The organism is Simiduia agarivorans SA1 = DSM 21679, assembly GCF_000305785.2.
Lineage (GTDB): Bacteria > Pseudomonadota > Gammaproteobacteria > Pseudomonadales > Cellvibrionaceae > Simiduia > Simiduia agarivorans.
In genome coordinates this window covers 2769299-2783971 of the sequence record NC_018868.3, presented here as the reverse complement: position 1 = coordinate 2783971, position 14673 = coordinate 2769299, and the positions used below count along the sequence as shown (strand labels likewise).

Annotated in this window: 15 protein-coding genes; 6 read left to right on the top strand and 9 right to left on the bottom strand. The window is 54.7% G+C overall.

All coding sequences use genetic code 11. From position 1 onward, the window contains the following. Positions 1–5: 5 nt before the first annotated feature. From M5M_RS12370 to M5M_RS12345, 6 genes are all read right to left on the bottom strand, one after another. Positions 6–473 carry a DUF4265 domain-containing protein gene (locus M5M_RS12370; RefSeq protein ID WP_015047846.1) on the bottom strand — a complete coding sequence of 156 codons (468 nt, stop codon included), beginning with the start codon at positions 471–473 and terminating at the stop codon, positions 6–8. Between the two features lie 372 nt (positions 474–845). Next, entirely contained in the window at positions 846–1562 is a 717-nt protein-coding gene (gene phoU / locus M5M_RS12365) for a phosphate signaling complex protein PhoU (RefSeq protein WP_015047844.1), read from the bottom strand. A 23-nt stretch (positions 1563–1585) separates the two neighbouring features. Beyond that, positions 1586–2425: a phosphate ABC transporter ATP-binding protein PstB gene (gene pstB / locus M5M_RS12360; protein WP_042455707.1), complete on the bottom strand. Its 840-nt coding sequence runs from the start codon at positions 2423–2425 to the stop codon at positions 1586–1588. A gap of 35 nt (positions 2426–2460) precedes the next feature. Then, entirely contained in the window at positions 2461–3756 is a 1296-nt protein-coding gene (pstA, locus tag M5M_RS12355; RefSeq protein ID WP_015047842.1) for a phosphate ABC transporter permease PstA, read from the bottom strand. Then, a complete protein-coding gene (pstC, locus tag M5M_RS12350; protein ID WP_015047841.1) occupies positions 3749–5137 on the bottom strand; it encodes a phosphate ABC transporter permease subunit PstC in 1389 nt (462 codons plus the stop codon). The genes pstA and pstC overlap by 8 nt, the downstream gene beginning before the upstream one ends. A 78-nt stretch (positions 5138–5215) precedes the next feature. Then, the gene (locus M5M_RS12345) at positions 5216–6253 is read right to left on the bottom strand and encodes a PstS family phosphate ABC transporter substrate-binding protein (protein ID WP_015047840.1); all 1038 of its coding nucleotides are present in this window, start codon (positions 6251–6253) and stop codon (positions 5216–5218) included. Between the two features lie 189 nt (positions 6254–6442). Here M5M_RS12345 and M5M_RS12340 point away from each other — a divergent pair, with 189 nt between their 5' ends. Genes M5M_RS12340 through M5M_RS12330 form a run of 3 tightly spaced genes read left to right on the top strand, consistent with a single transcriptional unit; the run spans position 6443 to position 8757 of the window. Continuing rightward, positions 6443–6964, top strand: coding sequence for a TRAP transporter small permease subunit (locus tag M5M_RS12340; protein ID WP_015047839.1), 522 nt, complete (start codon positions 6443–6445; stop codon positions 6962–6964). Continuing rightward, a complete protein-coding gene (locus M5M_RS12335; protein WP_015047838.1) occupies positions 6961–8328 on the top strand; it encodes a TRAP transporter large permease in 1368 nt (455 codons plus the stop codon). The genes M5M_RS12340 and M5M_RS12335 overlap by 4 nt, the downstream gene beginning before the upstream one ends. Positions 8329–8361: 33 nt before the next feature. Then, a complete protein-coding gene (locus M5M_RS12330; RefSeq protein WP_015047837.1) occupies positions 8362–8757 on the top strand; it encodes an acyl-CoA thioesterase in 396 nt (131 codons plus the stop codon). 36 nt (positions 8758–8793) lie between these two features. Here the strand turns inward: M5M_RS12330 and M5M_RS12325 are convergent, their stop codons facing one another. Both M5M_RS12325 and uvrD read right to left on the bottom strand, forming a co-directional pair. Next, complete coding sequence (locus M5M_RS12325) at positions 8794–9915, bottom strand: TRAP transporter substrate-binding protein (protein WP_016389402.1); 1122 nt, start codon at positions 9913–9915, stop codon at positions 8794–8796. A gap of 23 nt (positions 9916–9938) precedes the next feature. Further along, positions 9939–12116 carry a DNA helicase II gene (gene uvrD / locus M5M_RS12320; protein WP_015047836.1) on the bottom strand — a complete coding sequence of 726 codons (2178 nt, stop codon included), beginning with the start codon at positions 12114–12116 and terminating at the stop codon, positions 9939–9941. Positions 12117–12277: 161 nt separating this feature from the next. Here uvrD and M5M_RS12315 point away from each other — a divergent pair, with 161 nt between their 5' ends. The 3 genes from M5M_RS12315 to M5M_RS12310 are packed head-to-tail and all read left to right on the top strand — an operon-like array spanning position 12278 to position 14136. Continuing rightward, complete coding sequence (locus M5M_RS12315; RefSeq protein WP_016389400.1) at positions 12278–12850, top strand: MurR/RpiR family transcriptional regulator; 573 nt, start codon at positions 12278–12280, stop codon at positions 12848–12850. Continuing rightward, positions 12786–13121, top strand: a complete 336-nt coding sequence (locus tag M5M_RS21100) for an SIS domain-containing protein (protein WP_476749546.1) — start codon at positions 12786–12788, stop codon at positions 13119–13121. The genes M5M_RS12315 and M5M_RS21100 overlap by 65 nt, the downstream gene beginning before the upstream one ends. A 58-nt stretch (positions 13122–13179) precedes the next feature. After that, positions 13180–14136: a DUF6624 domain-containing protein gene (locus M5M_RS12310; protein ID WP_015047835.1), complete on the top strand. Its 957-nt coding sequence runs from the start codon at positions 13180–13182 to the stop codon at positions 14134–14136. A gap of 27 nt (positions 14137–14163) precedes the next feature. Here the strand turns inward: M5M_RS12310 and M5M_RS12305 are convergent, their stop codons facing one another. After that, positions 14164–14673 (bottom strand): TlyA family RNA methyltransferase, encoded by a 510-nt coding sequence (locus tag M5M_RS12305; RefSeq protein ID WP_015047834.1) that lies wholly within the window; start codon positions 14671–14673, stop codon positions 14164–14166.

The window sequence follows — 14673 nt, the reverse complement described above, 5'->3', positions numbered from 1 at the left end:
ACACCTTACTCTTCTAGTTCCAGCCACCAATTCAGCGGCGTCTGGCCATCGGCGGGATCATAGACATTGCCGTAAAGCCATTGCGCGTCGGCAGGCACCTGCTGTTCCAGGATCGCTTCAATCGCCTTGAAACCCAGGCTCACGTGGACTTTGTACACCAGCATACGGGGGCTGTGCAGCTCCAGCTCACCGCCAAGTTTTTCCAACTCACTGGTGAGCGCCTCTTCAAAGCCGGCCGTGTCCTGCTGGCTGAACACGCGCACACACAGATTGCCACTGCGCCGGACAATGTCGAATTCGCCGCTGGCTTCATCGAGCCTGATCAGGTCGCCACTGGCCAGCCCCTTGATAAACGCGGGTGAACGCACCAGGCGATAGCCTTCGTCGGTTTTTACAGCCTGCAGCTTTTCAGCCACGGGTTGGCCGGCCGGGTTATAGCCAGCGAACATTTCTATTTCGGTAATGGAATCCATACAGTCTCCGCACACGGGCGCGGTATTATAGAGGAGAGGTGGGTTTTAACGCGAACGGCAGACAAATGAGCCTAATTCCTGCTTTCTCCGCTCACATTCACGTCGCAGGTTTTCGCAGGCCGTTGCCACACCCGGCGCCGTCGGTTTGTTATCCAGGCAATTGCTGTAGCGCTCACCCAACTCGTAATCAGACATCCGCTCGATGCGGGAAGGCTCGCACGCCACCATCAGGAGCGCGGATAAGCACAGTATTGGATTCAAAAAGCGCGGGGTGTTCACAGGTAATCTCAGGCAGTTACACGTCCATTATACGAATTTGCGCGCCAAAGGCGCGCAAATTCGGTATGAGTGGTACGAGTGAACCACCCAACGCTATTTTTGTTTTATTTTGGCTTCTGCTTCATCGAGGCTGATGTGGCGGATATCCAGGCCACGCACCAGATAGATCACGTGTTCACACACGTTGCGCACATGGTCGCCAATCCGCTCCAGGGCACGCAACGCCCACAACACATTCATCACCCGCGAAATCTCCCGTGGGTCTTCCATCATGTAGGTGACCAGCTCGCGGATTGCGGTTTTGTATTCACGATCCACCGACTCGTCCGCTTCCACCACCTTGAGCGCGGCTTCGGCATCAAACCGGGCAAATGCATCCAGCCCCTGGGTCATCATGGCCTGAACACTGGCGCCGATGTGCCGGAGCTCGCTGGCACCGCGCCGGTTGGCACCGCCGTCGGCCAGGGCGATGGCCATCTTGGCGACTTTCTGGGCCTCGTCACCGATGCGCTCCAGATCGCGGATGGCTTTGGTCACAGCCAATACCAACCGCAAATCAGACGCTGCCGGTTGACGGCGCGCCAATACCAGCGTGGCCTGCTCGTCCAACTCGATTTCGAAATCATCGACTTTTTCTTCGGTGTCGATCACTTTTTCCGCCAGCGCGATATCACCGGTTTCAATGGCGCTGACCGCGTCGGCGACCTGTTGCTCGACCAAACCGCCCATTTCCAGCAATTGAGTGCGTAACATCTCCAATTCGGCATTGAACTGACGTGAAATGTGACGATCCAGATGTAACTTATCCATTTCTGATTCCTTTGGTCAGTGTCTCAGCCGAACCGGCCGGTGATGTATGCTTCAGTCAGATCATGATCGGGATTAGTGAACACTTTTTCAGTGTCGTTCACTTCAATCAACTTACCCAAATGGAAGTAAGCGGTGCGATTGGACACGCGCGCGGCCTGCTGCATGGAGTGGGTCACAATCGCGATGGTGAAGTTTTCAGATAACTCCGCGATCAGCTCTTCAATCTTCGCCGTGGCGATGGGATCGAGCGCCGAGCAAGGTTCATCCATCAGAATCACTTCCGGACTCACCGCAATGGTGCGGGCAATGCACAGGCGTTGCTGCTGACCACCCGACAAACCGGTACCGGGCGAATGCAGCCGGTCTTTCACTTCTTCCCACAAGCCCGCGCGGCGCAAACTGGTCTCTACGATTTCATCCAGCTCGGTGCGGCGGCTGGCCAGACCGTGAATACGCGGACCATAGGCCACATTGTCGTAAATGCTTTTGGGGAAGGGGTTGGGTTTCTGAAACACCATGCCCACGCGTGCGCGCAGTGGCACCACATCGAGCGAGGGATCATAAATATCCTGACCTTCCAGCATCAATTGACCCTGGACTTTGCAAATATCGATGGTGTCATTCATGCGGTTAAGGCAGCGCAGGAACGTGGATTTGCCGCAGCCCGACGGACCAATCATCGCAATCACTTCGTTGCGACCGATATCCAGGTCCACACCAAAGATCGCTTGCTTGTCACCATAGAATACGTCCACGCCACGCATGCTCATCTTGGCGTTGTCTACCAGGGGGTGACCCACGGTTTTGTGGTCGGCACCCACGGGTTGCGGGCCGTCAGAAATAGAATTTGCAGTCACGGGCATCTCGGCAGCAGTTGCAGTCGTCATCAGAGTTTACCTTACCAACGTCGTTCCAGCTTGCGGCGCAGCCACACAGCCAGGGTATTCATTAAAAACAGGAAGCCCAACAGGACCATGATGGCGGCCGAGGTTTTTTCCACAAAGGCGCGCTCGGGGCTATCGGCCCACAGGAAAATCTGCACCGGCAGCGCGGTCGCCGCATCCGTAACACCACCGGGAATATCCACAACAAACGCCACCATGCCGATCATCAACAGCGGCGCGGTTTCGCCCAATGCCTGAGCCATACCGATAATGGCGCCGGTGAGCATGCCGGGCATGGCCAGCGGCAACACATGGTGCAACACCATCTGCATTTTTGACGCGCCCAGTCCCAAAGCCGCTTCGCGGATCGAAGGCGGTACGGCTTTAATGGCCGCGCGGCTGGAAATGATAATGGTGGGCAGCGTCATCAGTGTCAGCACCAGACCGCCCACCAGCGGGATGGAGCGGGGCATGCCGAAAAAGTTGATAAATATCGCCAGTCCCAGCAAACCAAAAATAATCGATGGCACCGCCGCCAGATTATTGATGTTCACTTCAATCAGATCGGTGATGCGGTTTTTAGGCGCGTATTCTTCCAGATAAACCGCTGCCGCCACACCAATGGGAAATGACAGAACCAAGGTAACCAATACGGTGAAAAACGAACCCAGGGCCGCCCCCAGAATACCGGCCATTTCCGGCTCGCGACTGTCGCCGCTGGTGAAGAACACCGTGTTGAAAACCGTTTTGAGTTTGCCGTCGGCGTAGAGCGTTTCAAGCCACGCCAGCTGTTGTTCGGTCAGGCGGCCGGTAAAGGCCTGGTCGGGGTTATCGCCGCGACTTTTCAGCCAGGTATCCACGTCGTCATCCGCCAGCAACCAGATCTTGATGGTGGTATTGAGTAACGCCGGATCGGCCATCACCCGGTCGCGCAACGCATAGCCAGCGCCACTGCTGACCATTGCGGCAGCGGCACGCTTTTCACGCCGGTCACTCACGCCCAACTCGGCATAGAGCGCGCGTTTGATCTGGCCCTCGAAATCACCGGTCATGAAGGTGGCGGGATCCTCGGGTTGGTAGATTCCCAGATCTTCCGCGTTTAAGTCGACCTCAAGAAAAATTTCTGTGGTGAGAAAACCTTTGTGGCCTTTGCCCACAATATCGGTAAACAGCACTACCAGGCAGGCGAGACCAAAGGCAATGGACAAAATGCCGTACCAACGGAAGCGCTTTTCCGCCCGATAGCGCCTGGCCAGATTTTTGTTGACCTTGTCGATGGTGCTTTCGCGGGGTTTTACAGAATCAGTCATATTGCTCACGGTATTTTTTCACCACATGCAGGGCCACAAAGTTGAGCGCCAGCGTTGTCACAAACAGCATCAGACCCAAGGCAAAGGCCGCCAGGGTTTTCGGGCTGTCGAATTCCTGATCGCCCACCAGAAGGGTCACGATCTGTACGGTCACCGTGGTGACAGATTCCAGCGGGTTGGCGGTGAGTTTGGCCGCAAGGCCGGCCGCCATCACCACAATCATGGTTTCACCAATAGCACGGGAAACCGCCAACAGAATACCGCCCACCACACCGGGTAATGCCGCCGGCAGTACCACCTGGCGGATGGTTTCAGATTGCGTGGCGCCCAGGCCCAACGAACCATCGCGCAGCGATTGCGGCACGGCGGTAATCACATCATCTGACAGGGATGACACGAAGGGGATAATCATCACGCCCATCACCAGTCCTGCAGCCAGGGCAGATTCACTGGATGTGGCGAAACCGAGTGACTGACCCAGATCACGCACCGCCGGCGCCACAGTGAGCGCCGCAAAAAAGCCGTACACCACGGTGGGAATACCGGCCAGAATTTCAAGCAGGGGTTTAACGAAAGCGCGTACTTTTTTATGCGCGTATTCCGCCAGGTAGATGGCTGCCATCAAACCCACTGGTACCGCGACAATCATGGCGATCAGTGAAATCAGCATGGTGCCGGCAAACAGGGGCACCGAACCAAATGCACCCGAGCTGCCCACCTGATCGGCGCGCATGGCCATTTGCGGGCTCCATTGGGTGCCGAACAAAAACTCGATGGGCGAGACCGAACGGAAAAACTGCAGGGATTCGAACAGTACGCTGAATACAATCCCGACGGTGGTCAGGATGGCCAGCAGCGAGCAACCCAGCAATACCCAGGTAAACGTGCGCTCTACGCCCTGGCGCGCGCGCAACTGAGGCGAAAGACGACTCCAACCCCACAGGGCACCCACAATGGCCAGACTCAATACCACGCCGGTCACGGCGAACCGGTTGGTTTGCTGCAGGCCGTTAAACGCATCGGCGGCAGCCAGAATGGCCTCGGGTTGCGTGTCGCGGGGTAAATGACCGGCCGCCACGTTGTTGACCGTATTGACCAACAAACCCAGATCGGCCTTGTCGAGACTCTGCATCTCGGCGGGCAATTGACCAATCACCAGCCACTGCATGATGCGCTGGTCAAACATTTCCCACAGGCCCAGGACAAACAAGCTGGGCAAGGCACACCAGAGCGCCGTGAGCATGCCATAGTAAAACGGCAATGACGCCAGATGCCGGCTGCCGCCCAGTGCCTGGGCCTGTAACAGCACGCGCCCGCGTCCCAGCACAAAAGCAAAAACCACTAGTGCAGCGAGCGTGGCGATCAGGGTTAAAGGTTGCATAAATACAGAGTCTCTATATAAAAACAATCGCCCTGTGGATTCACCGGGCGATTGTGCTGTGTAACGTCCCGCAGGCGTTTACAGGGTCTTCAGTGCCTTGATATCGGCGGCCATTTTAGCACGCTTGGGCTTGGCCATCGGGATCATGCCTTTTTCCGTCAGGTAGCCGTCGTCACCCCAGGCTTTTTCACTGGTGAACTCGGCCAGGTATTCGGCAATACCGGGCACCACACCCACGTGGGCTTTCTTCACGTAGAAGTAAAGCGGACGGGAGATGGGGTAAGAACCGTCGGCGATGGTGTCGAAAGTGGGTTCCTGACCATCAACGGTAGACGCCTGAACCTTATCGCTGTTCTGGTCCAGGAAACTGAAACCGAAGATACCCAGCGCGTTCGGGTTGGCATTCAGCTTCTGGACGATCAGGTTGTCGTTTTCACCGGCCTCAACGTATGCGCCATCTTCACGGATTTCGTGACAGGCCGCTTTGAACGCATTTTTGTCGGCTTTTTCCCAGGCGGCAATCAGCGGGAATTGGGTGCAACCACCTTCCATCGCCATTTCAACGAATGCATCGCGGGTACCGGATGTGGGGGGCGGGCCCAGCACTTCGATTTTGGCTGCTGGCAGGGTGGGGTTCACGTCCTTCCAGGTCTTGTAGGGGTTGGCGATCAACGCATCACCCTTGGCATTGGGCACTTCTTTAGCCAGTGCCAGGAACAGGTCTTTACGGGTGACCTGAAATTGCTTGGCGCTCTTGGCATTGGCGACCACGATGCCATCGTAGCCAATCAGCACTTCAACAATGTCCTTTACGCCGTTCTCGGCACACATGGCCTTTTCGGAATCTTTGATCGCGCGCGAGGCGTTGGTCATGTCGGGGTATTGAACGCCCACACCGCCACAGAACAGTTTCATGCCACCACCGGTACCCGTGGATTCCACTTTCGGGGCCTTGAAGTTGGTGGAACGGCCAAAACGCTCGGCCACGGTAGTAGAGAATGGATACACGGTCGATGAGCCAACGATGCTGATGTGATCGCGGGCGGCTGCATCAACTGTCATGGCCATGCCAAATGCGGTAGCGGCCAGGGCAGCAGAAGTAATAATCTTTTTCACGAAGTCCTCCAACGGGGTATTTTGTCGTTCGAGCGCTACTCTATGTCGACTTGGTGACAAGTTTATGAATGCAAGATGACACTAATATGACAAAGCTCGCCTTAGCATAGACGTTCAGACAATGGCTACCCAGTCACCCGGCTTCTGTATAATGCCTGGATCATAAAACCTATAAGAGCAGGCGTTGTTATGACGCAGTCCCGCCTTTTGGCGCTTCAATCAACCGTAATGGCAATTACCACCACCCTCGGGCGGGCAGTGGCCTGGCTGACCGTGGTCCTGGTGTTAGTGACATTTACCGTGGTGCTGCTGCGATACGGATTCCAGTGGAGTCATATGGCCCTGCAGGAGGCCATTGTCTATCTGCATTGCATTGTGTTCCTACTGGCACTGGCATGGACGGCCGATGCCGACCAGCATGTCCGGGTCGATATTTTCTACCGGCGCTTTACCGTGCGCCAGAAAGCCTGGATCAACTGCCTTGGCAGCCTGGTGTTCCTGTTGCCTTTTTCGCTGTTTCTGCTGTGGGTCACCTGGCCATTTTTCCAATCCGCCTGGGCCATTAAAGAAGCCTCTGGCGAAGCTGGGGGGCTGCCCTGGGTCTATTGGCTCAAAGGCTTGCTGCCCCTGGCTGCCGCCAGCCTGGTGATGCAGGCTATCGGTCAGGTTCTGGGTAATCTCGGGCGTCTGCTGGCGGAGGTCGAGGCATGATCGAACTCCTGCCACTGTTATTATTTCTCGCCATCTGCCTGCTGTTGATGCTGGGCTACCCGGTCGCCTTTACCCTGGCGGGCACGGCGCTGGCCTTTGCCGGCATCGGCATCCTCACCGGTGCCTTCGATCCCAATCTATTACACGCCATGCCGGATCGGCTGTATGGCACCATGACCAATGTCACCCTGATCGCGGTGCCGCTGTTTGTGTTCATGGGTGTGATGCTGGAAAGATCCCGGCTGGCGGAGGACCTGCTGACCAATATGGCACGCGCCTGTGGGCGACTGCCCGGCGGGCTGGGTATTTCCGTGGTCCTGGTGGGCGCCATGCTGGCCGCCAGTACCGGCATAGTGGGCGCCACCGTGGTCACCATGGGCTTGATGTCGCTGCCCACCTTACTCAAGCGCGGCTACAGCCCGGAGCTGGCCACCGGAACTATCTGCGCAACCGGCACCCTGGGCCAGATTATTCCCCCCTCAATTGCCCTGGTATTGCTGGGCGACATACTGGGCAGTGCCTGGCAGCAATCCCAGCTGGCCGCCGGCATTTACAATGCCGAAGCGGTGTCGGTGGGCGATTTGTTTGTGGGCGCACTCATTCCGGGATTGTTGCTGGTGGCCCTGTATGTGGTCTATTTGCTGTTCCGCGCTTGGGGGACTGAACGGCCCGCAGCGGTGGCTGAATCGGCCGATGCGCCTCCGGCCGGTCTGATGGCGAGCCTGCTGCCACCGATCGCCCTGATTGTGTTGGTGTTAGGTTCTATTCTGTCCGGGGCCGCTACGCCCACCGAAGCGGCCGGCGTGGGCGCACTGGGCGCTACCCTGCTGGCGGCATTCAAGAAACAACTGCACCCCGCCGTATTGCGCGACGTGGCCCATGCCACCGCCCGCATCACGGCCATGGTGTTTGGTATTCTGATCGGCGCATCGCTGTTTTCCCTGGTATTCCGCGGCCTGGGCGGCGAAACGCTGGTGCACGAACTGTTCCAGCAACTCCCCGGCGGGGTAATCACCGCCACGCTGGTGGTCATGCTGCTGATCTTTCTGCTGGGCTTTATTCTCGATTTTATCGAAATCACCTTTGTGGTGGTGCCCATCGTTGCGCCGGTTTTGTTTGCCATGGGCGTAGACCCGCTGTGGCTGGGCATCATGATCGCCATCAACCTGCAGACCAGTTTTCTGACGCCGCCGTTTGGGTTTGCACTTTTCTATTTGCGCGGGGTGGCCCCCGATACCGTGGCCACCGGCCAGATTTACCGTGGCGTAGTGCCCTTTATTGTGATCCAATTGCTGCTACTCCTCCTGCTGGCACTCTGGCCCGAGCTGGTAACCTGGTTACCCGCACAATGGCGCGCTGGTTGATGGAGAGCAGATGTAACGGCGAGTATTAAAACAATGCATAACGAAGACGAGAATCCCACACCCACCGGCCAGTTGATGCTGCAAGCGCTGACCATGCCGTCGGATACCAATCCCAGCGGCGATATTTATGGCGGCTGGTTAATGACCAAAATGGACCTGGCAGGCTCCATCAAGGCACAGGCCATCGCAGCGGGCAGGGTGACCACCGTGGCGGTAGGCTCCATGGTTTTTCTGCGCCCGATCCCCGTGGGTTCCAACGTGGGGTTTTTCGTGGAAGTAGAAGAAGTGGGCCGTTCGTCCATCCGCACCCTGGTGGAAGCGTGGGTAATCGACCCGGAAGGCGATGAGCCGCTGAAAGTTACCGAAGGTGAATTCGTGTTTGTGGCCATTGACGGCAATGGTCGCACCCGGCCGATTCAGAAACCCTGATCAGGTTGCGGCTGTGTAAACAGCCGCATCGTCTCGTCAGCGGGACTCCAGGTAGGCTTCTTCAGAGATCTTGTGATATTCCTTAGCCTGTGCCAGAAATTGCTTGTAGTCGGCATAGACTTTGGCAAAAAACGGATCTTTCGCCGCCTGTTCCGTGTAAACCTGCTCGGAAATTGCTTTCAGTTTTTTCAGCACATCCTCCGGTAACCGGCGCAACTGCACACCGTGTTTGTTCACCAGTTCATTCATCGCCTGATTGTTCCGCGCCGTGTATTCATCCAGCATATCCTGATTGGATGCGCGCGCGGCTAACAACACGATTTCCTGTAAATCCTTTGGCAGACTTTCAAACACAGATTTGTTGATGATGATTTCAAGCGTGGGGCCTGGCTCATGCCAACCGGGATAGTAGTAATACTTCGCCACCTGATGAAATCCGAACGCCATGTCGTTGTAAGGCCCAACCCATTCCGTGGCGTCGATCACCCCGGTTTGCAACGAGGTATACAATTCGTTGCCCGGAATATTCACGGCAACACCGCCGGCGCGGGTAAACACTTCGCCTCCAAAACCAGGTATACGCATTTTCAGGCCTTGAATATCGGCGAGCGAATGGATCTCCTTATTAAACCAACCCGCCATCTGCACACCGGTATTGCCGCCCGCTAACGGCAACAAATTAAACGGCGCATAGGCTTCGCGCCACAACTTGCCACCATTACCGTAATGCAGCCAGCCATTCATTTCCTGTGCATTCATGCCAAAGGGCACAGAGGTAAAAAAAGGCGCCGCCGGAATTTTGCCTTTCCAGTAATAGCCCGCCCCGTGACCCAGTTCGACACTGCCGGAGCTGACCGCATCGAATACGCCCAATGCGGGCACTAATTCATTGGCTCCGTACACGGTGATATTGATCCGGCCATTACTGGCCTCGCGCACCCAGCGTGCGAAATTTTCCGGTGCATTACCGAGGCCAGGAAAATTTTTCGGCCAGGTGGTGACCATACGCCAATGATACTGCGCTTGCTGCTCACCCGATTGAACCGCTTGAATTTTTGCAACGGGCTTACTGAATACCTGTGCGTAAAACAGCCCGACGCAAAGCGCCGTTAACAGCACGATGACGAGCGTAGTCCATTTTGAATGGGTTTTTTCCATAGTGGTTTCCGGTTTTTTATTATTCACAGGGGTTCGAGTTTGGCGAGCCGTAACACCAGAAGCTTGCTGCCGGCATCGGCAAAATTGACCCTGACTCTGGCATTGTGCCCCTGGCCTTCAAAGTCGGTAATCACACCTTCACCAAACATGGGGTGTGCCACCAATTGCCCCAACGATAAACCGGATTCCGACACTGCATCCGGCAATGGCGCGCGACCCGCGGGTGCCTCCCGATCAAAACTCACGGGCCGGCTGAAGCTGGCTTTTATGCGCACCTCTTCCAATAAGTCATTGGGTATTTCCCGCACAAAGCGCGATAGCGGGTTGTAATTTTCCTGGCCGTACATACGACGGGATTCGGCATAGGTCAGATAAAGCTTCTCCATGGCCCGCGTGATACCCACGTAGGCCAACCGGCGCTCCTCTTCCAACCTGCCTGGCTCCTCCGCCGACATTTTGTGGGGAAACAGGTTTTCCTCCATGCCGGCCAGAAAAACCAAGGGAAATTCCAGCCCCTTGGCTGAATGCAATGTCATCAATTGCACGGCGTCTTCGAACTCATCTGCCTGTTGTTCGCCTGCATCGAGTGCTGCCGACGCTAGGAATTCAGCCAGCTCGGTCAGATTTTCGTCTTCTCCCCGGAAGCTGCCACAGGCGTTAGTCAGTTCCTGCAAGTTTTCCACCCGGGCCTGACCTTTCTCGCCTTTTTCGTTGCGGTGAAAATCCAGCAATCCAGTGCCTTTGATGACCTTATCGACCATTTCCCCTAAGGGCAGCTCAACCGTGCTTTGCTGCAGCTCAGTGACCAGCAACTGGAAAGCCTCTACCGCTGAACGGGCTCGCGCCGCCAGTACTTTCTGTTCAACCATTTTGCTAGCGGCCTGCCACAGCGAACAGCCTTCGGCACGGGCGAACTGGCGAATGGCATCCACCGATTTCTCCCCGATGCCTCGCGTAGGTGTATTGATTACCCGCTCGAACGCTGTGTCATCTTCCGGATTATTGATCAATCGCAGATAACCCAATGCGTTTTTGATTTCTAACCGCTCGTAGAATCGTTGGCCGCCGTAGATGCGATAGGGAATGCGCTCGCGCAAAAGCGCCTCTTCCAGCACCCGGGACTGGGCGTTGGAGCGATACAGGATGGCCACCTGATCCAATCTGGCATTGGGCTGGCCATGCCATTGCTCGATACGCTCGGTAATAAACCGCGCTTCGTCCTGCTCGTTGTAGGCGGCATAGAGCGCGATTTTTTCGCCTTCGTCGCCAGCAGTCCACAACTCTTTTCCCAATCTGCCGTGGTTATTGCCAATGACCGCATTGGCGGCATTCAGGATATTGGCAGTAGAGCGGTAATTTTGTTCCAACCGGATCGTTTTGGTGTTGGCAAAATCCCGATCAAAATGCTGGATGTTTTCAATACGCGCACCGCGCCAGCCATAGATAGACTGGTCATCATCACCCACCGCAGTGACACAGGCGCTTTTTCCGGCAAGTACCCGCAACCAGGCATATTGCACCGCGTTGGTATCCTGAAACTCGTCGACCAGAATAAAGGGAAAACGTTGTTGGTAATGGCGCAACAGGGCCGGGGTATCGCGCAGCAATTCCAACGCGCGCAACAGCAATTCGCCAAAATCCACCAGCCCGGCAGACTGGCAGGCGGCCTCGTAGCGATGATAGATCGCCAGATGGGTTTTCATGTACAGATCGCCACCATCGTCGATGTGAGCGGCGCGACGGCCTTCATCTTTCTGGCCATTAATCCACCAGGCGGCCTGTTTCGCGGGCCACTGTTTTTCATCCAGATTCAATTCGTTGATGATGCGCTTGATCAACCTGACCTGATCATCGGAGTCCAGAATCTGGAAATTTTGGGGCAATCTGGCCTCTTGGTTGTGCATGGACAACAACCGGTGGCAAAGGCCATGAAAGGTGCCTACCCACATGGCACGTGGGTTCAGGCCCAGCAGTTGTTCCAACCGGGCGCGCATTTCCCGCGCAGCCTTATTGGTAAAGGTAACTGCCATCACCGAGGCCGGCGATATCTGCTCCACTTCTATCAGCCAGGCAATCCGGTGCACCAGCACCCGGGTCTTGCCCGAGCCGGCGCCCGCCAGAATGAGTTGATTGCAGGGGTCAGCCGATACGGCTTCGCGCTGCGCGTCATTGAGATCATCGAGTAGACGGGAAACGTCCATGTACACCAAATCAATAAAGATGTAGCAAAACTACAGAAAACTGATGTTTTTACTACATAACCAGATACAATAAAGCCGGTACGCAAGTCACCGACACGCGAAAAAACAGAATACTTAGGCGATGATCGCGCCAGATCGAATAATTTTACAGGGAATTCACTATGAAGCCCGCGTTGATGACGCAAAAAATCAGTGATGCTATCTTAACGATGCGAAAATCGGAACGCAAAGTGGCCGAGTTTGTTCTGAGCCGACCTGCCGATATTATTCACATGCGCATCGTGGATCTGGCCAAGCAGGCAGAAGTCAGCGAACCCACGGTGGTACGCTTTTGTCGCGCCATTGGCTGCGAAGGGTTCCAGGACTTCAAACTCAACCTGGCCCAACAGTTGGCCGCCAGTCCTAGTTTTGGCCAGATCGCAGTGACCGATGACGATTCGGTCGCCGACTATTCCCACAAGGTTTTCGACTCTACCGTAGATACCTTATTGAAAGTGCGCGACTCATTGAACGCCGAAGTACTCGACCGCGCCGTAAACGCCCTGTGCAAAGCTAACCGGGTGGAATTTTTCGGCTTTGGCGCCAGTGGCGCAGTGGCAGCCGACGCCCAGCATAATTTTCCGCCTGCAACTCGCCACCGCCGCCTACGCCGACCACCACATTCAATGCATGAGTGCCATGAGCATGCAACCGGGCGATGTAGTGGTGGCTATTTCTCAGTCAGGCCGCACTAAGGCGCTGCTGGATGCTATGGACGTAGTAAAAAGCGTGGGCGGGATCGTCATCGGTATTGCCCCCTCCGGCTCACCCGTGATTCAGAAGGCCAGCATTCCTATCGAAGTGGATGTGGAAGAAGATATTGAGATATACACGCCGCTATCCTCGCGCATCGCTCATCTGGTTGTTATTGATGTGCTCGCCATTGGTGTTGCGAAACACAAAGGACCTAAACTACATGACCATTTATTCAGATTAAAACAGGGTTTGAGGAAACTGCGAGTTTAGATTTTTTTCTAATTACACGCCGTCCTGTTACCACCTATTCTAAAATGGATCTATGAATATGTGCAGAACAGTTTTTATACTTATTCAAATTTTTATTTTTTCAATTCAAGCGCATGCAAATTCTGACTATTGGGAAGTACGCGCTAAAGATGTCTTTCTGCACGATAAATCAGCCTTAAACATAAAATCAGACATCGAGAAAGCTTATACGTTGATTGAGACATTCCGCTCAAGAGCATCAGAGTCACTTCCCTTTGCGTGGCAGACTACAGAATTTTCACCAATAATGTGCCTTGATGCGAACGCAGTCAGGCAACAAATCAGTGAATTGGAATTAATAAGCCGTTCAGACTCCTACGAACAGTATATTATAAACAGGCATATCGCTAAGACAGTTCTGTCAAATCTTGATAGCTATCTGCGCGATTACCGTAAAGAAGTTATACATGAACTAGGTACTTTTTCGCACGCAGAAGAGTTGGCTGATATCGTTGCCGGAGATCAAGGCACCATTCTCTATTTCTATGTAGAACATTCAAAGGAATTCACCAGTTCGTCTGCCGTCAGACAATACCTTGAGTATCATCTGACACAACGGCGATGTGAGGCTGTTTTAGCAGCGACGCCTTTTTTTGAGCAATATCTTGCAGAACGAGGATGGCCGGTATGGTCAAAGTATGAAAAGTCAATCGGAGAATATTTTTTTACCGTCTTGCAGCATTTCTCAAACCGACCCGATCTGATGAAAAAAGTGCAAGCCGCGCTCGAACAGTGGTCAAAAAATGGTGAGGCAGAGGATTGGTACTACCCTGATATTACTGACAAAATTCTCATCCAGGAAGGCAAACCACAGAAGTACGGCACCTTTATACGCTGTATTGACGGAGCTTACAAAGCAGTAAGCGGGGTTTCTTCGCGCGCAAATCTCGACCAAATAAGAGCAGAATACGGACTCAGACCCTTTGAAGAGGAGCTTGCACTACGGGAACAAAAACTGGGAAGCTGTGCGCGTTAATTCAATGGCAATTACGCCAACTAATTTTTATTTCCAGGCAAAAACAAAAAATTCCCGGTTACCATCGCCACCTGCAATCGGTGAAACAAAGTAATCTTTCACAGACATAGCGTGTTCGCAAAGGCAACTTCGGAGTTTTTCTTCTACCAGATGGTAGTGAGCCACATTCCGGACTATGCCGCCCTTGCCAATCTGATTGGGTTGCAACTCAAATTGCGGTTTAACCAAGGACAGTAGAAAACCACCTGGGCGGATCAACGGTATGAGCGATGGCAACAGAAGCGTTTGGGAAATGAATGACACGTCCATAACAGCGCCGTCAAAACCGTCAGGTGCATAGGCCATGAGATCATCCGCAGGCAGCTCACGGCCGTTAATGCCCTCGAAGGAAACCACGCGGGTATCGCTCCGTAGGGAATTGTCCAATTGATCGCACCCTACATCTACACCGACCACTTTTTTAGCGCCTGCCTGCAGTAAGCAATCGGTAAAGCCACCAGTGGATTGACCCATATCCAATAATGTAAGACCAGTCAC